This is a genomic window from Ligilactobacillus salitolerans (assembly GCF_003864415.1).
Taxonomy (GTDB): Bacteria; Bacillota; Bacilli; order Lactobacillales; family Lactobacillaceae; genus Ligilactobacillus; species Ligilactobacillus salitolerans.
Genome location: NZ_BFFP01000020.1, coordinates 1 through 17,385 on the forward strand (window position 1 = coordinate 1; position 17,385 = coordinate 17,385).

At 41.8% G+C, this 17,385-nt stretch carries 18 protein-coding genes and 1 pseudogene; 18 read left to right on the forward strand and 1 reads right to left on the reverse strand.

Annotation, left to right across the window (positions count from 1 at the left end):
- Window positions 1-312 precede the first annotated feature (312 nt).
- From LFYK43_RS06560 to LFYK43_RS06635, 16 genes and pseudogenes are all read left to right on the forward strand, one after another.
- The gene (locus LFYK43_RS06560; RefSeq protein WP_124976641.1) at window positions 313-771 is read left to right on the forward strand and encodes a DUF441 domain-containing protein; all 459 of its coding nucleotides are present in this window, start codon (window positions 313-315) and stop codon (window positions 769-771) included.
- A 12-nt stretch (window positions 772-783) separates the two neighbouring features.
- Window positions 784-1,644 carry a CvfB family protein gene (locus LFYK43_RS06565; protein WP_124976643.1) on the forward strand — a complete coding sequence of 287 codons (861 nt, stop codon included), beginning with the start codon at window positions 784-786 and terminating at the stop codon, window positions 1,642-1,644.
- Between the two features lie 42 nt (window positions 1,645-1,686).
- Window positions 1,687-2,142 carry a Fur family transcriptional regulator gene (locus LFYK43_RS06570; protein ID WP_124976717.1) on the forward strand — a complete coding sequence of 152 codons (456 nt, stop codon included), beginning with the start codon at window positions 1,687-1,689 and terminating at the stop codon, window positions 2,140-2,142.
- Window positions 2,126-3,022, forward strand: a complete 897-nt coding sequence (gene xerD / locus LFYK43_RS06575; protein ID WP_124976645.1) for a site-specific tyrosine recombinase XerD — start codon at window positions 2,126-2,128, stop codon at window positions 3,020-3,022. Before LFYK43_RS06570 ends, xerD begins: the two co-directional genes overlap by 17 nt.
- Window positions 3,023-3,152: 130 nt before the next feature.
- The gene (locus LFYK43_RS06580; protein ID WP_124976647.1) at window positions 3,153-3,524 is read left to right on the forward strand and encodes a GNAT family N-acetyltransferase; all 372 of its coding nucleotides are present in this window, start codon (window positions 3,153-3,155) and stop codon (window positions 3,522-3,524) included.
- Window positions 3,502-4,296 (forward strand): segregation and condensation protein A, encoded by a 795-nt coding sequence (locus LFYK43_RS06585; protein ID WP_124976649.1) that lies wholly within the window; start codon window positions 3,502-3,504, stop codon window positions 4,294-4,296. Before LFYK43_RS06580 ends, LFYK43_RS06585 begins: the two co-directional genes overlap by 23 nt.
- The gene (scpB, locus tag LFYK43_RS06590) at window positions 4,286-4,897 is read left to right on the forward strand and encodes an SMC-Scp complex subunit ScpB (protein WP_124976719.1); all 612 of its coding nucleotides are present in this window, start codon (window positions 4,286-4,288) and stop codon (window positions 4,895-4,897) included. The genes LFYK43_RS06585 and scpB overlap by 11 nt, the downstream gene beginning before the upstream one ends.
- Window positions 4,890-5,621: a pseudouridine synthase gene (locus LFYK43_RS06595; RefSeq protein ID WP_124976651.1), complete on the forward strand. Its 732-nt coding sequence runs from the start codon at window positions 4,890-4,892 to the stop codon at window positions 5,619-5,621. Before scpB ends, LFYK43_RS06595 begins: the two co-directional genes overlap by 8 nt.
- Before the next feature lie 29 nt (window positions 5,622-5,650).
- Complete coding sequence (locus LFYK43_RS06600) at window positions 5,651-6,688, forward strand: helix-turn-helix domain-containing protein (protein WP_124976653.1); 1,038 nt, start codon at window positions 5,651-5,653, stop codon at window positions 6,686-6,688.
- Window positions 6,678-8,138, forward strand: a complete 1,461-nt coding sequence (locus tag LFYK43_RS06605) for a RecQ family ATP-dependent DNA helicase (RefSeq protein WP_124976655.1) — start codon at window positions 6,678-6,680, stop codon at window positions 8,136-8,138. Before LFYK43_RS06600 ends, LFYK43_RS06605 begins: the two co-directional genes overlap by 11 nt.
- A 141-nt stretch (window positions 8,139-8,279) precedes the next feature.
- Window positions 8,280-8,876, forward strand: a pseudogene (locus tag LFYK43_RS06610) (SAG1386/EF1546 family surface-associated protein); the annotation flags it as partial.
- A 105-nt stretch (window positions 8,877-8,981) separates the two neighbouring features.
- Window positions 8,982-9,659 carry a (d)CMP kinase gene (gene cmk / locus LFYK43_RS06615; RefSeq protein ID WP_124976657.1) on the forward strand — a complete coding sequence of 226 codons (678 nt, stop codon included), beginning with the start codon at window positions 8,982-8,984 and terminating at the stop codon, window positions 9,657-9,659.
- Window positions 9,660-9,731: 72 nt separating this feature from the next.
- The gene (rpsA, locus tag LFYK43_RS06620) at window positions 9,732-10,925 is read left to right on the forward strand and encodes a 30S ribosomal protein S1 (protein WP_124976659.1); all 1,194 of its coding nucleotides are present in this window, start codon (window positions 9,732-9,734) and stop codon (window positions 10,923-10,925) included.
- A gap of 114 nt (window positions 10,926-11,039) precedes the next feature.
- Window positions 11,040-12,350, forward strand: a complete 1,311-nt coding sequence (gene der / locus LFYK43_RS06625) for a ribosome biogenesis GTPase Der (protein ID WP_124976661.1) — start codon at window positions 11,040-11,042, stop codon at window positions 12,348-12,350.
- A gap of 224 nt (window positions 12,351-12,574) precedes the next feature.
- Complete coding sequence (gene hbs, locus LFYK43_RS06630) at window positions 12,575-12,850, forward strand: non-specific DNA-binding protein Hbs (RefSeq protein ID WP_124976663.1); 276 nt, start codon at window positions 12,575-12,577, stop codon at window positions 12,848-12,850.
- Window positions 12,851-13,050: 200 nt separating this feature from the next.
- The gene (locus LFYK43_RS06635) at window positions 13,051-14,310 is read left to right on the forward strand and encodes a tetratricopeptide repeat protein (RefSeq protein ID WP_124976665.1); all 1,260 of its coding nucleotides are present in this window, start codon (window positions 13,051-13,053) and stop codon (window positions 14,308-14,310) included.
- A gap of 93 nt (window positions 14,311-14,403) precedes the next feature.
- Here the strand turns inward: LFYK43_RS06635 and LFYK43_RS06640 are convergent, their stop codons facing one another.
- Window positions 14,404-15,234, reverse strand: coding sequence for a site-specific integrase (locus tag LFYK43_RS06640; RefSeq protein WP_124976667.1), 831 nt, complete (start codon window positions 15,232-15,234; stop codon window positions 14,404-14,406).
- A 150-nt stretch (window positions 15,235-15,384) separates the two neighbouring features.
- On the opposite strand from LFYK43_RS06640, the gene dapB reads away from it, so the two are divergent.
- Window positions 15,385-16,152 carry a 4-hydroxy-tetrahydrodipicolinate reductase gene (gene dapB / locus LFYK43_RS06645; RefSeq protein WP_124976669.1) on the forward strand — a complete coding sequence of 256 codons (768 nt, stop codon included), beginning with the start codon at window positions 15,385-15,387 and terminating at the stop codon, window positions 16,150-16,152.
- Window positions 16,149-17,348, forward strand: a complete 1,200-nt coding sequence (locus tag LFYK43_RS06650; RefSeq protein WP_124976671.1) for a CCA tRNA nucleotidyltransferase — start codon at window positions 16,149-16,151, stop codon at window positions 17,346-17,348. Before dapB ends, LFYK43_RS06650 begins: the two co-directional genes overlap by 4 nt.
- Window positions 17,349-17,385: the final 37 nt, after the last annotated feature.

Consider the following 17,385-nt stretch of genomic DNA (forward strand, 5'->3'; position numbering starts at 1 on the left):
ACTTCTTTCTATTTTCGTCCTTTAGACGAATTGGATTTGGGGAGACAAGGTGTAGTGGCCTTGTCTCTTTTTTTATAATAATACAAAAAACAAAAAAACTGGTACAGATAGTAAAATTTCTCTATCAGTACCAGATATTATAGAACCAAAAGCTGGAAATGCTTTTTTGCGTTTAATTTTTTGGGTACGCTTTTAAATTGCTTTGGCTAGTTTGAAAGCCGGCTCTAAGCTCTTTGAACTTATGAAATTAGCTTTTTAAGCTGTTTTCCGTTACAATATTTAAGAGAATATAAAAGTTAGGTGAAAAAGGGAATGGAAAGTTGGTTGTTTTTGTTGCTGGTGTTGGCCGTAGCTGTCTTCGGTAAAAACACCTCGCTGATCATTGCTAGTCTTGTGGTCATGACTTTTAAAGCTTTGCCAATGACTGAAAAGTGGCTGCCGGTTATTCAGAACAAAGGGATCGATTGGGGAGTCACAATAATTTCTGTTGCCATTTTGATACCAATCGCAACTGGACAAATCAGCTTTAAAGACTTGGTCAGTGTCTTTAGGTCGCCTGCAGGGTGGATCGCAATCGCATGCGGAGTTGCTGTCGCCTTACTTTCCCGCTATGGTGTGGCACAGCTGGCTGCTTCTCCTCAAGTGACAATTGCTTTGGTATTAGGGACTATCTGCGGAGTTGTTTTCTTGCATGGAGTGGCGGCAGGACCAGTTATTGCCAGCGGCCTCACATATTGTATCGTGACATTACTAGGACTTAGTTTTAAATAGGAGAAATCAAATATGAAAAAAGATCTTCTTGGCAGGATCATAACTGCTGAAGTTATCGATGAAAATGATAGATATATCTACTCTCAATTAGAGGGACAGACTTTCCAAACGGCAAAAAAAGAGCTCAAAAAGCTGCCCAAAATGGGAAGTCAGCTGAGTGGTTTTGCCTATGAAAATGATCATCACCATTTACAGTTGACCAAAAATACCCCCAAAGTCGGCCTGGGTCGTTACTCGTGGGGAACCGTGGTTTCTGTGCAAAGGGACCTGGGAGTTTTCGTTGACATCGGGCTGCCAAACAAGGACATTGTTGTTTCTTTAGATGATCTGCCAGAACTGCGCCAGCTTTGGCCGCAAAAAAACGACCGCTTAATGATAGGTTTAAAACTCGACAACAAAGGGCGCTTATGGGGCGATCTAGCCAGTGAAAGTATGTTTCAAGGTATTAGTCAGAAAGCCAAAAACAACTTACAGAATCAAGATGTCACTTGTGTCGTGTATCGGCTCAAAAAGGTCGGGACTCGTGTGTTGACTAAAGATTATTGTCTTGGCTTTATTCATCCGTCTCAACGCATGGAAGAGCCGCGTTTGGGTCAGGTTTTGCAGGCGCGTGTCATTGGTGTCAGCGCTGAAGGAACGCTTAACCTTTCGCTAAAACCGCGTGCCTTTGAAGCGATCGGTGATGATGCGCAGATGATCTTGGCTGCTTTGCAGCATTCTTCCGGCAGCTTGAACTTTTCAGATAAGAGCACACCCCAAGAAATCAATGATTATTTTGGGATAAGTAAAGGGCAGTTTAAACGGGCTCTTGGCCACCTTCTTAAGGCTGGCGCAGTAAATCAAAAAGATGGTAAAATTTATCTGAATGAATAATACGGAGTGAAAGGTGGCAGAAAAGTGGATACAAATGACGAAATGATAAAAATTCAAAATTGTATGCATGACGCAGGCTTTAAACTGACCTTTCAACGTCAAGCTATCGTCAAAGTACTCTTGGATCATCATCAAGAGCATCTATCTGCTGAAGAAATCTATATTGAGCTTCTCAAGCAATCCTTTTCTTTCGGCTTAGCCACAGTCTACCGGACTCTGGATATTTTAACTGAAATGAATCTTTTAACGCGTGTTTCCTTTGAAGATGGGATTGCACGTTATGACCTGAGGACTGAGGACCGGAGACATTTTCACCACCATTTAATTTGTACGCAGTGTGGAAAAACCGTTGAGATCCACCAAGATCTTTTAATTGACGTCGAAAAACTAGTTGCACACCAGTATCATTTTGAAGTTTCTGATCATCGGCTGACCTTTCTAGGTCTTTGTGCCGATTGTCAGCGTAAAAAAGCGTTGGGGGATGTTTCCCATCGATAATTTAATACAAGATTACCTCCATTACTTGACTGTTGAGCGGGGGTTATCCGCCAATACCGTAGTCAGCTATCAAAATGATCTGACCCAGTTTGTCAAATTTTTACAAAAAAATGATGTAAATTCTTTTACTGTTGTCGAGCGGTCAGATATTACTAATTATTTGGCTGAGGAAACGGCTCAAAAAAAGGCAAACTCCTCTATCATTCGCAGCGTTACGAGTTTGCGCCGCTTTTTTTTGTATTTGTCACAAGAAAAGGTGATCACTAATAATCCAATGACATTGATCGATACACCAAAACAGCAGGAACATTTGCCTGAAGTTTTGTCCCGTCAAGAAGTTGAGCAGCTTTTAAAAACACCTAATGTTAGCCAGCCCTTGGGCTTACGCGACCGTGCAATTTTGGAGTTAATGTATGCGACAGGCTTGCGTGTCAGTGAAGTGATCAACTTGCACCTCGCGGATCTGCATCTCACTATGGGGTTGATACAAACGATCGGTAAGGGGCAAAAAGAGCGCTTAGTACCAATTGGTGATACTGCTGCACAGTGGATCAACTCCTATCTTGAACGTAGTCGGCCGAAATTGTTGAAGGAAAAACGATCATCTTTTCTATTTTTAAACTTTCACGGCAACCAGCTGACACGGCAAGGGGTCTGGAAAAACCTTAAACAGCAAGTCCGAAAAGCGGGAATCACCAAAAATATCACTCCGCATACATTACGGCACTCATTTGCCACACATATCTTAGAAAATGGTGCAGATCTGCGGATCGTGCAAGAATTACTGGGACACGCTGATATTTCTACTACTCAAATTTATACTCACTTATCTAAGCGCAGGTTAAGTTCCATTTATGAAAAAACACACCCGCGAGCTTAAGAAAAAGCGTGAATTCTAAGCTGTTCGGTTAAATTTTGGACCTAAAACAGATTTTCTAAAATTTGTTTTAATTTATGAAATGTGCTAATCTGGCGTATAATCTTGATAAGGAAGCTTAAAGGAGATACAGATGCTTTATAAATATAAAAATGATTACAAAAAAATAACGATGGGTTTGCTCTCGTTTATTCCTAACTTAAAAGAAGTCTCACGCTTGTCCAATGAGTTGGAATGGTATCAAGCCCAAGACGATCGGAACCTTTTTTTGTGGAAAAATGAACAGGATGATTTTTGCGGCATTATTGGCGCAGAAATCAACGATTCAATCGTCATGGTCCGTCATCTTGCAATTTCTCCTCAATACCGCGGCGAAGGAGTTAGCTATCAGATGCTGACTGCTTTGGCTGCGCGTTTTCCGGAACATAAAATGATGGGGAGCGTTGAAGTGGCACCATTAATTGCAAAGTGGGAAAAAAATCGTGGACAAGAAAGCAACAAATAAATCAGAACAGCTGCCTGAACAACTGACTTTTAAGATCTTAGATTTTGAAGGTCCCTTAGATTTATTACTGCATCTGATCAAGCAAAATGAAATGGACATTTATGATATTCAAATGACCGAAATAACTTCTCAGTATATCGATTATCTTCATCACATGGAGAAGATGGAGCTTGACATCGCTGGGGAGTATTTTGTTACAGCTGCAATGCTGCTCAACATTAAAAGCGCAATGCTGTTACCGAATCAACCTGCCTATGATGATGAAGAGCAAGCAGACTCAGACTATTTCGAGGAAGATCCTCGTGAACGGCTCGTCCAGCAGTTATTAATGCATCAATTATTTCAGGAGGCCGCAACGGGCTTGCAAGAAAAGTATGCGCAACGAGCGAAACATTTCGAGCGGGAGCCGGCTGAGATCCCCGCAGATGCGCAGCTGGGGCAGTTAAGTGATGAACATCAAAGCATTATGCGGTTAGAAAAGGCATTTAATAAGCTGCTTAGCAAGCATAGAAAAGCAATGCCGTTAAAACGTCAAGTTAGCAGTGAAAAATATTCACTTAAAACAGAAATACAAAATTTAGATCGAAAATTAAAAAATGCTAGCGGTCCAATAATCTTTGACGACCTGTTTTCACAGAAATTTGACCTTGAACTATATGTCACAATTTTTCTCGCACTTTTAGAACTGGTCAAACGTGGAGCTGCTCAAATGATGCAAAAAGAAAATTTGGGTCAAATTCAAATGATAAGTGGTGATAAAAATCCTAGCTAATCAAGCAAAAATTGAAAGCCTGCTGTTTGTCAGCGGTAACCAAGGGATCACAGTCAGCGAATTGGCTCAACTTTGTGGTCTAATGAAACCTGCTGTACTAGCGCAGTTAAAAAAACTGCAGCAAAAATATTTGGCTGATCATACTTGTAGTTTTGAATTATATCAGACAGGTGAGCACTATAAATTAACTACAAAAAAAGCCTTTGCACCCATAATCAAGAACTATTTTGAACTGCCGACTACGAGCACATTGTCAGCTCAAGCAATGGAAACATTGGCGATCGTTGCTTATAAACAGCCGATCACAAGGACTGAGATCGATGAGATCCGCGGGGTCCAGTCAAGTGCTATGTTGCAGAAATTGATCAGATATGATCTTCTCAAGGAAGCAGGGCGTTCCGATCTGCCTGGTCGTCCGATCCTTTATGTAACAACAGAAGAATTTTTAAATTATTTTGGTTTAACTAATTTGTCTGAACTGCCGCAGCTGGAGGAACAGCAAAAAACTGAACCAGAAGAAGACACTGACCATTTGTTAGGCTTATTTGAAAAAACGATCTCAATGAATGAAAAACAAAAAAAGGATGAAAACAATGGCTGAAAGATTACAAAAGGTGATGGCTAATGCTGGCGTCGCATCGAGAAGAGCAAGTGAAAAGTTGATTTCTGCCGGAAGAGTCCGGGTCAACGGCAAGGTTGTGACTGAATTGGGAGTCAAAGTAACTGGTAACGATGCTGTCGAAGTCGATGGCCGGTTATTGGAACAAAAAGATACTAAAGTTTACTTTATCTTATACAAGCCGCGTGGAGTTATTTCTGCTGCTAAAGATGATAAGGGACGTAAAGTTGTGACTGATTTTTTCACTGACCTCCCACAGCGGATCTACCCTGTCGGTCGGCTGGATTATGACACTTCTGGTTTGGTCTTAATGACAAATGATGGCGATTTGGCCAACAAGCTCATGCACCCAAGTTACCATGTTAATAAAACTTATGTTGCTAAGGTCAAGGGGATCCCTGACAGTAAGGCTTTGGAGCAACTGCGGCATGGGGTTAAAATCGATTCTGGCCATAAAAGTTCACCTACCAAGGCGAAGGTTATTTCAATCGATAAGAAAAAAGATACAGCAGTCGTTTCGTTAACCATTCACGAAGGACGATATCATCAAGTTAAAAATATGTTGCAAGCAGTCGGACACCCCGTTAAAAAGCTGAAGCGAGAAACATATGGTTTCTTAAATCTGACTGGTTTGACCTCAGGCGATTTCCGTGAATTGACTAACGTTGAGGTTGCTGAACTAAAAAAAATGGTTACTAAAAAATAATTCATGCTGGCCAAGGAGGCATTCGAAAGATGAATGACAACGACTGGTGGCTATTATTCTTTACAGCTAAACAAAAAAGACGACCAGCGGTTATTAGACAGTTGTTAACCAAACGTCTTTCCAGCTCGACGCTTTTTTGGGGCTTGCGTTACCAATTACTAGAGATCATTGGGTTTTTTCCTAAACTCGAAGCATCAACTTTCGATCAGGGCATACAAAAACTGGTCGAACAGGGGTTTTTGTCGCAGGATCCTGATGACACCGTCAAATTGACAGAGCGGGGGAGATCCAAGAAACAAGAGTTGCTAACCGGTCCAACTTTGGGTGCGCCGCGTTTTTTTTGTGAACATCGAGTGACGGAGATCAACCAGATGTTGAAGCTGATCGTGCAAGTTGCTTCAGAAGCAAGCTATGGCAATTCAAGGTACTACGTGGCTGTAGATAATTTTGAATGTCAGCAAATGATCAAACAGTGGTTACATCAGTACGATCTGCAAACGCTGCACAAAAATATTCTGCTTGAATTAAAAAGTTTTTTAGAAAACGAGAGTCCGCAAAAGGCGTGGATTTTTTGTGCGCAGTTTTCTGGACATCAAGTCTTACCCAAAACAGTGGCGCAGATGGCGCAACAAACTGGCTTAACTACCCTTGAAATCAAGATCATTTTACTTGATTTGACTAGTCGTTTTGCCTCTCATTTGCTCCAGAAAAATTCGCTGCTGGCACCTATGATCAAACATTTTGAAAATCAGAATGTTCTTTTTAAAAAGAGTCGACAAGCATTGCAACTCTTTCTCAATGGGAAAAGTATCCAGCAAATCGCCCAGTATAATGCTGTCAAAGAAAGTACTGTCCGGGAATATCTGCTAAACGCGGCTATTTTAGAACGCGATTTTCCTTTTGCCTCTTTTTTTACAGACCAAGAGGAAGAACTTTTAACTGCTCGCTTGCCAGCTGATATCGACCAGTGGAGTTACCGAGAATTGATGTCTGAGCAGGTACAAGTTTCGTTTTTTAATTATCGTTTAGTTGCAATTAAAAGGAGCCATGAGGAATTTGGTCAGTGAAAAAGAACTCTATGCCCATTTGAAACAAGAATTTGGCTTTACGCGCTTTAAAGCTGGGCAAAAACAAGTTATTCAGCGTTTACTGGCGGGCGGATCAACAGTAGCAATTTTACCCACAGGCACAGGTAAATCTCTATGTTATCAATTTGTAGGTACCTACACCAATCAAACTGTCTTGATAATTTCGCCTCTGCTTTCTTTGATGCAAGACCAAGTCGAACAATTACGGTTAAAGGGTGAAAAACGGGTCGTTGCTTTAAATTCTAACCTTTCTTATGCCGCAAAAAAGCAGATCTTAGCTAATCTACATCAGTATTTATTTATCTATCTCGCACCCGAGATGTTAAATAACCCAGTAGTTTTGGCTGCTTTAACAGACATCGATCTTGGGCTCTTAGTTGTTGATGAAGCGCACTGTATCTCTGCTTGGGGTCCGGATTTTCGTCCTGATTACCTGCAGCTGGGCAAATTACGTCAGAAATTAGGCTTTCCCGTAACCTTAGCGCTCACTGCAACTGCAACCAAACGCGTAACTTCGGATATGATGAGATCACTAAAATTGGGCCGGAAGGTCAAAGTAATCAGAAATTCAGTCGATCGGCCTAATATTTTTTTGGCGGTCGAGAAGTCTGCGGATACTCAAGAAAAAAATCAGCGGCTCATACAGTTGATCCGCTCTCTGCCTGCCCCCGGACTGATCTATTTTTCAAGTAAGAAGCAATGCGATCAGATCTGTGCCTTACTGAATGCCAAAAGCAAACTAACCGTTGCTTCCTATCACGCAGGGTTACCGGCGGGTGACCGCTATGCAGTGCAGCAGCAATTTTTAGGCGGACAGATCGACTTAATTTGTGCTACCAGCGCCTTTGGCATGGGGATCAATAAACCTGACATTCGGTATGTGATCCACTATCATTTACCAGAAAACCTTGAAAGTTATCTGCAAGAGATCGGTCGTGCGGGGCGTGACGGTCAGCAAAGCTTGGCATTAATTTTATACAGTGAACAAGACCGTGGTTTACAGCAACATTTGGCACTAAGTGCTTTACCAACTAATGCCGAACTAGAAATCTTACAAAATTCTCCCCAGTTGTTAGAAAAAAGCAGCCAAGAAAACCAAAGTGCGCAGCTTGTTTGGCGTTATATGCAAATGGGGGTTTCTTTTCCCCAAATGTCAGCAGTCTTTAGCCAACGTCGAACTGAAAAACTGCAGGCACTTCAACAAATCTTGGCTTATGTTAATACTCAGGGCTGTCGGAGAAAATTTATCCTGCGCTATTTTGATGAAACAAAAACACCGCAGCATTTCAGAAAATGTTGTCAGTTAGCCAACGAATCATTTGATTATCAACAACTATTCGATTTGGCAAAAACTAAAAATGAACCGAATATCTTTGCTGGCGGCAATGACTATGAACAAATTTTAAAAAATTTATTTAAAACTGACTAACTCAACAGTACTTTTTAGCCAAATAAACCAACTGTGAGAAAAACAGACAAATTTAAGCTATTCTGCTAACCACTTGCTTTTTAAAAAAAAATAACTATGGTAAAATAATTTATGAATTAGTTTAAGGGGGTGTGAACTACGAGTAAAAAAGATGAGCAACAAAATAAAAAACCTTGGGAGAGTTCTTTTGAAGACCAAAGAGACAGCAAGGGGAATTACTCGCGTTCAGCTACAAGGCGCAATAATAAAAGTAATACTCTTTTAACCAGCTCGCTCTTAGTAATTTTTCTGATCATTATTGTAGGCACAATTGCACTTTATTTTATTTCACAAAAAACTTCGTCTAATAAAAACTTGAATGGTGATGATCAAGTGGAAGTTATCTCTTCCTCTAAGAAAAAAGCAAGTGCGTCTAAGAAAGCAGCTAGCTCGAAATCCCGCAAGACTGCAGCCAAGTCTTCGGCCAGCGAAACCAAAGAAACTGCAGATGATTCTTCGGCTTCCTCATCTCAAGCTGCAAGTTCATCGGAGGTAGAATCGACAAGTTCAAGTACTCAGAGCAGTTCTAGTTCAGAATCTTCTTCTGAGAGCGGGACCTATGTCACCGTGGCGGCTGGTCAGGGGTTGTATCGTGTCGCCGCCAACAATGGGCTTTCAGTTGATGAGTTGCTGCAACTCAATCCGGGACTAAGTTCTGGTTCAACGATCAGTCCAGGGCAACGAGTTCGCGTTAAATAAGCAGCAGTTGAGGCCAATTTTTTACAACGGCCTCTATTTATTTGGAGTGATCGAAGCAGTCGCTTCAATTTGATTGAATTAAATTTGGAATTTTCGGAGGATAACATGGCGGCAAATATGCAAATCGCAATCGACGGACCGGCTTCAGCTGGGAAAAGTACGGTCGCTAAATTAGTAGCAAAAAAGTTAAATTATGTGTACTGTGACACTGGAGCGATGTATCGCGCTGTAACTTTTGCAGCACTTCAACGCAAGGTTGCACTAGATAATGATCAAGCGCTCAAAGAAATGTTAACAGATTTCGACTTAAAATTTGTACCTGCAGACCCGGAACAGTTAGTGCTAGTCAACGGGCAAGATATTACCAGACAGATTCGCTCAACGGAAGTTACTAATCAAGTTTCACTTGTCTCTGCTCAACCTAGTGTGCGTCAGGAGATGACTAAGCGACAGCAAGAAATTGCTGCTTCAGGTGCAATTGTCATGGATGGACGCGATATTGGCACAACGGTTTTGCCAGACGCAGAGGTCAAGATTTTTCTGATCGCAAGTGTCCACGAAAGGGCGGTCCGCCGCTACAAAGAAAATGTTAAAAAAGGAATGGCGACTGACTTGGCAGTTCTAGAGCAGGAGATTAAAGCACGAGATTATAAAGATTCTCACCGCGAGATCTCACCATTGACCCAAGCACAGGATGCTGTCTTAGTCGATACAACTTCGTTGAATATTGACGAAGTGGTTGAAAAAATACTTAAAATTATAAATCAACATGAAAAATATTAAAATTAACTGGAAACTTTGAGGAAAATCAGTTAAGATATAGTATAGAGTTAGTCGTTAAGGAGGACTTAGTCCATGAGTGAATCAGAAAACAAGGATTTATTAGAAGCTTTAAATAGTGTCAAGCCTGTTAAAATCGGTGATGTCGTAAAAGGTGAAGTACTGGCATTGGACGATTCAAAACAAGTGATCGTTGGTATTGAAGGCACTGGCGTTGAAGGCGTTGTGCCTGCCCGTGAGTTGAGTATCAAAGCAGAAGAACTCGAAGAACAAGTTAAAGTTGGTGATGTGATCGACTTAGTTGTTATTTCGAAGATCGGCTCTGATAAAGAGGGCGGCAGTTTCTTATTGTCTCAACGTAGACTTGAAGCACGCAAAGTCTGGGATGAAATCGAACAAAAATTTGAAGCTGGCGAAAACATCACTGCACCTGTGACACAAGTTGTCAAAGGCGGCTTAGTTGTTGACGCGGGTGTTCGGGGCTTTATCCCTGCATCAATGGTTTCTGATCACTTTGTGGAAGATCTCAGCCAATTCAAGGGTCAAACTCTTGAACTTAAAATTGTAGAAATTGAACCGAGCGAAAATCGTTTGATTTTGTCTCATAAAGAAGTTGCTCATGCTGAACGCGAAGCAAAACGTCAAGAAATCATGAGTGATTTAGCTGCCGGAGATGTACTTGAAGGCAAAGTTGCCCGTTTAACAAACTTTGGTGCCTTTGTTGACTTGGGCGGTGTTGACGGCTTAGTTCATGTCTCTGAAATTTCTTACGAACGTGTCGGCAAGCCTTCAGATGTGCTTAAAGTTGGTCAAGACGTGAAAGTCAAAGTTCTCTCAGTTGATCCAGAACGTGACCGGATCTCATTGTCAATCAAACAAACCTTACCACAACCTTGGGATAACATTAACGAAAAAGTTGCTGAAGGCGACATCGTTGAAGGAACTGTTAAACGTTTGACTAGTTTTGGTGCTTTTGTGGAAGTCTTCCCAGGTGTTGAAGGTCTAGTGCATATTTCACAAATTTCTCATAAGCATATTGCTACACCAAATGAAGTTTTAACTTCTGGTGAAAGTGTCAAGGCCAAAGTCTTGAACGTTGATGGTGAAAACCACCGTTTGGCTTTATCTATCAAAGCACTGCAAGAAAAACCAGCTGCTGATTCGAAGGAAACTTCACACAAGCCAAGCAAGAATACTTCCAATGATTTCCCTGATGAAGAAACAGGATTCACATTGGGCGATATCATCGGTCAAGATTTAAAAAAATAAGCAAATTGTAAATTGATGAATGAACCAGCCCACGTATGATGTTTCGGGGCTGGTTTTTTCATTGAAAGATTTGTTAAAATTAACTACAAAGAAAGCAAAAAGAGGTGGGAATATATGTCTAATCCAGTAGTTGCCATCGTTGGCCGACCAAATGTCGGCAAGTCAACGATTTTTAACCGGATCGCAGGTGAACGGATCTCGATCGTTGAAGACACCCCTGGTGTCACTCGTGATCGCATCTATGCTCACAGTGAGTGGCTAGGACAGCATTTTGATATGATCGATACAGGCGGGATCGAAATCACCAATGAACCGCTGATCTCTCAAATCAAGGAACAAGCAGAAATCGCAATTGATGAGGCTGATGTGATCGTTGCAGTTGTTAGTGCTCAAGAAGGTGTCACTGACGCTGATGAACAAGTAGCGCAAATTTTATATCGTTCAAAAAAACCGGTAATTTTAGCAGTTAATAAGGTTGATAATCCCGAAGTCAGAGCTGAGATCTATGATTTTTATTCTTTAGGCTTGGGCGACCCCATGCCTGTTTCAGGAACTCATGGGATCGGAACTGGGGATCTGTTAGATAAGATCTGTCAGGCTTTTCCGGAGAAAAAAGAAGAGCAGCTTGATTCATCGATCAAGTTTAGTTTTATCGGCCGTCCTAATGTGGGCAAATCATCCTTAGTCAATGCTATTTTGGGAGAGAACCGGGTGATTGTTTCCGGAATTGAAGGAACAACACGAGATGCGATCGATACTAAATTTACCACAGAGGATGAAACAGAATATACCATGATCGATACCGCTGGGATCCGTAAACGCGGGAAAGTTTATGAGAATACTGAAAAATATTCTGTCATGCGGGCAATGCGCGCGATCGATCGCAGTGATGTAGTTTGTGTGGTTTTAAATGCTGAAGAAGGCATTCGCGACCAAGATAAACATGTTGCAGGCTATGCTCATGAAGCCGGCCGTGGAGTGATCATCGTAGTCAATAAATGGGATACGTTGAAAAAAAATAACCAAACTTTACAGGAATTTGAGAACCTTATCAGAGCAGAATTTCAGTATTTGAGTTACGCACCGATCGTGTTTGTTTCGGCTAAAACCCACCAACGTTTGGATACATTGCCAGCGTTGATCAAGAAGGTTGACCACAACCATCAACAAAGGATCCCGTCTTCTGTTTTGAATGACGTCTTAATGGATGCCATCGCTCACAATCCAACGCCGACTGAGAACGGAAAACGACTGCGTGTTTATTACGGGACTCAAGTTGCCGTCAAACCGCCGACTTTTGTGGTTTTTGTGAATGATCCTGATTTAATGCATTTTTCCTATGAACGCTTCTTAGAAAATCAGATCCGGGATGCTTTTGACTTCACTGGGACTCCTCTAAGAATCATTGAAAGGCGCCGTAAATAGGCAAAGTAAGGCTTTTCATTAAAAAGTTTTAATAAAGACGCAAATTTGGCAAAAAAAACGCAAAATCACGGCAAAAACCTTGTTATATTAGGCTTTATGTGCTATCTTAATATTTGAGCAATGATTTGTTAGTCATTGTTTCATGTTTTTGGCAGACTGCCAATTACTTAGACAGATATAAAGAACTTTTATATCTGAGATCTTCAGTTCAGGAGGTGAAACACATGGCAAACAAAGCACAATTGATCGAAACTGTTGCAGAAAAAACAGGTTTGACAAAAAAGGACGCAACTGTTGCAGTTGATTCTGTTTTCGGTTCAATTCAAGATTTCTTGAAAGACGGCGAAAAAGTTCAACTGATCGGTTTTGGCAACTTTGAAGTACGTGAACGTGCTGCTCGTAAGGGCCGTAACCCACAAACAGGCGCAGAAATTCAAATTCCTGCAAGCAAAGTTCCTGCATTCAAGCCAGGCAAAGCTCTGAAGGATGTTGTTAAATAAGCACATCTTCATCTTGACGGATCAAAGTGAGATTTAATTCTTGCTTTGATCCGTTTTTGCATGCTATTGTGACGGAGCGGCGATCATGCTTTTTTCCATGTTATAATTATGTGCAGAAGAGTTCCAACTCTTGAAAATAAAAAAACAGCCTTGCTCTTATGGGAGGCTGTCTATCAAAGACCTAAAAAAGGAGCATTGAAATGAGCTATTCTAAAAAAACACTTGCCGAACTTGAATTAGGCCAGATTTCTGAAGCACAGCAAAACTTCAATTTAGCTTTGAAAAAAGATGACGATGATCATCTTTACAGTTTGGCCGAAGAACTATATTCTTTGGGTTTTGTGGAAATGGCCAAACAGACCTATCAATTATTAGTTAAACGTTACCCGGCTGAGGATGACCTCAAAACTGCTTTGGCGGACATCGCGATCAGCGAAGGTCAAGATGACCAGGCTTTGGAATATTTGAGCCAAATTGATCGTAATTCAGCTGCTTATCTGGAAGCTTTGCTAGTCGAAGCTGATCTTTATCAGACTCAAGGGCTTTTTGAGGTCAGCGAAAACAAGCTTTTAACGGCCTTGCACTTAGCGCCAGATGAGGAAGTAATTCAATTTGCCTTAGCCGAGCTCTATTTTAGTATTAAGGAATATAGAAAGGCGCTCGGATATTATCTGGACTTGATCAAACAAGGGATCAGCTCTTATTCACGCGTTAACTTAGTCGCACGCTTAGGTGTCTGCTACGCAGAAATTAGTAAATTTGAGCAGGCGCTGGGATACTTGGAGCAGATCCACGAAGAAGATCTTGACCCTGATGCCCGCTTCCAACTAGCAGTTACGCAATATGAACTGCAGCACGATGATGATGCCTTGCATAATTTCAACAGTCTGCGCGAAACCACACCTGATTATGCGACGATTTATCCATATATCGCAGCCATTTATGAAAAGAAAGGGCAGCTGGCGGATGCACTCGTTACTTTGCAAGAAGGGCTGGGAGTTGACCAATACAACAGTGCAATGTATCAGAATGCCAGTCGGCTCTCACAAAAACTTGGTCAAATCGAGCAGGCAGAAAAGTATCTCCAGACGGCCTTAGCTCAAGACCCCGACAATTTGACCCTAGTGATCGATTTAAGCAGCTTGCTGGTGCGTGCAAACAAATTCCAGGCTGACTTGGATCTGATCAAAAGATACCAGCAAAACGAGCAATTCGATGCCCACTTGTTCTGGGACCAGGGACGTTCCTTTGCGGCTTTAGGCAATTATGCAGCGGCTTTGGACAGTTATGCATCTGCGGCAGCTGAACTCAGTGATTCACCCGATTTTCTTTCAGACGCAGCTTACTTTTATCGCAATGCCGGTCAAAGGAGTAAGGCCATTCAATATGCTGAAAAATTCTTGCAAATTTACCCCAACGATGCCGAAATGTATGAGTTGTTATCAGAATTACAAGACTAGGGCTGCTTAAGCCAGCCAAAAATTTCACCTCATGAAAATGCTTCATCAAAGATCTGTCCAAGACCTTTTGATGAAGTGTTTTTAGAATGGAGTCTAAGAACGGAGTTTAGCAGCTAAAGTGCGGTAATAATTTAACGAAGCGTAATCAAACCGCATTTTTTGACACAATTGGTCATCTGTTAAATTCTGAGTTTCATTCAGACAACGCAGTATCGCGGCTTGATACAGCTTCCGCGGCGCGAGCGGCAAATTGATCTGCGGCTGATCGCGCTTTAAAATTTTGTGTAAACCAGCGACAGATAAACGAGGTGCAGCCAAATCAACTCGTTGTTTCAAAAAGAGGTCAGAACATTGCTGCATTTTTTGGCGCGGCTCAAGTTCCTGTGCAAAACGCTTTAAGAAGGCTTGTTCGAATTTTGCCCAATGTTCTTTTGCCAATGATCCCTGAAAGTTAGGAGCTGTCATTTCTGTGATGGGATAGAAGTGTGCCAATAAAAGAAGCAGCATTTTAGTATAGCTTGAAATTGCTGTCAGTTCTAAGTAAGCGGGTAATTCGTCTTCCCAGCCATAAAGATCAGTTATTTCGGCTTGTTGCCGTGGTTGACCTTGGAGTGTGACCGTTGGTAAAGAAGTTGACAGCTTATATTTAAACAAGAACTTGAAATATGTGTTTAAATGGGTCAAAACCTTGTTATAAGTTGTATTTTTGATCTGCCGCTTAGTTTGCAGCATGATCAGATATTCACTGATATCCGACTCTTCTAAGACAGACAAAGAGGCTTTAGTTCGGTAGCTTTCGTTAAAAGTTCGCAGATAATTAAAGAGGTCACTGACATCGTGACAAAGATCATCAGCAGTTACTGGGGCTAAAAGTTTGTCATTTTGCAAATAACGACGGAAACGTTGTTCATAGGGAAAAGTCATTGAGTCCAACTCCTTTTTTCACTTAGCTAAAGTTATTGTAACTTGTTACTTTAACTTTAGCAAATAACTGCTGTCCGTCTCACTAGGGCAATTGAAATTAGCTGAAATTTTGCTAAAATAAATGAAAGACTTGATAAAGGAATGGTGTCCGTGATTAAGGTATTAGTTGCTGGCTTTAAAGGAAAAATGGGCCAACAGACAGTAAAAATGGTCTTAGAACATGAAGGATTTGAGTTAGTCGGCGTTTACGACCCGCATGCCGCAGAAGAAAAATTAGAAAACAATACTATTGTTTATCATGATTTAACAAAAATCCCTCACAAGTGTGCAGATGTCTGGGTGGATTTTACATCCCCACGATCAGTTTATGAAAATGTCCAAGCTGCTCTCACTAAAGAAATTCACCCATTGGTCGGAACAACTGGTTTAACTGATGCCCAGGTGGAAAATTTGCAGCATTTATCCGCTCAACAAAAAACAGGCGGTTTAATTGTACCTAACTTTGGGATCTCCGCTGTTTTATTGATGCAATTCGCACAGCAGGCAGCCAAATACCTGCCAGATGTTGAGATCATCGAGATGCACCATGATCAAAAGGTCGATGCTCCGTCAGGGACAGCTTTAAATACAGCTAAAAAAATCGCAGAGGTCCGTCAAAAACGCCAGCAGGGCAATCCGCAAGAAACAGAAACGCTTCCCGGGGTTAGGGGAGCCGATTACGAGGGAATGCGGATCCATGCGGTCCGCCTGCCAGGTTATGTTGCCCATGAACAAGTTTTGTTTGGAGGAACTGGCGAGGCTTTAACGATCCGGCAGGATTCCTTCGATCGCTCTTCGTTTATGACCGGTGTTGCATTAGCCATTAAAAAAATCAGCGGTTTGTCAGGCTTGGAAATCGGGTTGGAAAACATCCTATGAGAGTAGCCGAATTACCGCAAAAGTTTATTGCAGCAAAACCGATTTTAGAAAAGCTGACCAAGCAGGGCTATGAAGCTTATTTCGTCGGCGGAAGCGTCCGAGACACGCTTTTGCACCAAGAGATCCATGATGTTGACATTGCAACTAGTGCATATCCGGCTGAGGTCAAAGCAATCTTCAAGCACACAGTCGATACAGGGATCAAACATGGAACGATCATGGTCTTAGATCACGGGGAAGGCTATGAGATCACAACGTTTAGAACGGAGAGCGGTTACCAGGACTTTCGCCGCCCCGATCACGTGACTTTTGTTCGTTCGTTAAAAGAGGACCTTAAACGCCGTGATTTAACGATCAACGCTTTAGCGATGGATCCTTCGGGCCAAGTGATCGACCTTTTTGGCGGCTTAGATGATTTAAAAGCTCATGTCATCAGAGCGGTTGGGGTCCCGGAAGAAAGATTTCATGAGGATGCTTTGCGCATGATGCGTGCAGTCCGTTTCGTGAGTCAGCTAGGCTTTAAACTAGAACAGAATACCCGGATTGCGATCACTGCCAATGCTAAACTGCTCGACAAAATTGCAGTCGAACGCATCCACGTTGAGTGGGTCAAATTATTGCAAGGAAAACAGCCGCAGCTCGGATTGCAAGAATTTTTAACAACGGGCATGTATCAATTTTGCCCTGGTTTAGGCGACCAGCAAAAAAATCTGGCTGAAATTGCTGCTTTAAAACATTTACTTTTAACAAGTGAAGAAATGGTCTGGGTCTTATTGAGCCGTTTCTTTGGATATTCCCCCGCACAGGCACGCCAAATGCTGATCGCTTGGAAGAGTTCCAACCAGTTGATTGGGCATGTGATTATTGCTTTAAATGCATTAGGGCATTTTCCTCATCCACCAGCTGACGTCTTATACCAGACTGGACTGCCAATGCTTTTGGTAGCCAATCAGGTCGCTTGGTATGACGGAAATGCTGTTCCAGAAAATCAGTTAAAAGAGTGGTACGCTAAACTGCCAATTAAGAGCAGCAAAGAACTGGCTTTGACTGGCAAAGACTTACTGGAGCAATTAAATTTAAAACCAGGTCCCCAATTAGGCGCGATCATTAAGAAGACAGAACAGCTGGTTATCAATGGACAGCTTGCAAATGACAAGAAAGTTTTATTACGCTATGCACAGACACTGCTTCCTTAAGGACTCAGTGTAAGTGCTGCATGAAAGAGTGAGAATT

What these genes read in the sequence shown, in the direction of transcription:
- LFYK43_RS06595 (WP_124976651.1), top strand. Translation starts at nt 4,890, where the DNA reads ATGGCTGAAAGATTACAAAAGGTGATGGCTAATGCTGGCGTCGCATCG.
- xerD (WP_124976645.1), top strand. Translation starts at nt 2,126, where the DNA reads ATGTTTCCCATCGATAATTTAATACAAGATTACCTCCATTACTTGACT.
- LFYK43_RS06600 (WP_124976653.1), top strand. Translation starts at nt 5,651, where the DNA reads ATGAATGACAACGACTGGTGGCTATTATTCTTTACAGCTAAACAAAAA.
- LFYK43_RS06640 (WP_124976667.1), bottom strand. Translation starts at nt 15,234, where the DNA reads ATGACTTTTCCCTATGAACAACGTTTCCGTCGTTATTTGCAAAATGAC.
- LFYK43_RS06570 (WP_124976717.1), top strand. Translation starts at nt 1,687, where the DNA reads ATGATAAAAATTCAAAATTGTATGCATGACGCAGGCTTTAAACTGACC.
- LFYK43_RS06650 (WP_124976671.1), top strand. Translation starts at nt 16,149, where the DNA reads ATGAGAGTAGCCGAATTACCGCAAAAGTTTATTGCAGCAAAACCGATT.
- LFYK43_RS06560 (WP_124976641.1), top strand. Translation starts at nt 313, where the DNA reads ATGGAAAGTTGGTTGTTTTTGTTGCTGGTGTTGGCCGTAGCTGTCTTC.
- der (WP_124976661.1), top strand. Translation starts at nt 11,040, where the DNA reads ATGTCTAATCCAGTAGTTGCCATCGTTGGCCGACCAAATGTCGGCAAG.
- LFYK43_RS06565 (WP_124976643.1), top strand. Translation starts at nt 784, where the DNA reads ATGAAAAAAGATCTTCTTGGCAGGATCATAACTGCTGAAGTTATCGAT.
- LFYK43_RS06635 (WP_124976665.1), top strand. Translation starts at nt 13,051, where the DNA reads ATGAGCTATTCTAAAAAAACACTTGCCGAACTTGAATTAGGCCAGATT.
- hbs (WP_124976663.1), top strand. Translation starts at nt 12,575, where the DNA reads ATGGCAAACAAAGCACAATTGATCGAAACTGTTGCAGAAAAAACAGGT.
- rpsA (WP_124976659.1), top strand. Translation starts at nt 9,732, where the DNA reads ATGAGTGAATCAGAAAACAAGGATTTATTAGAAGCTTTAAATAGTGTC.
- LFYK43_RS06580 (WP_124976647.1), top strand. Translation starts at nt 3,153, where the DNA reads ATGCTTTATAAATATAAAAATGATTACAAAAAAATAACGATGGGTTTG.
- cmk (WP_124976657.1), top strand. Translation starts at nt 8,982, where the DNA reads ATGGCGGCAAATATGCAAATCGCAATCGACGGACCGGCTTCAGCTGGG.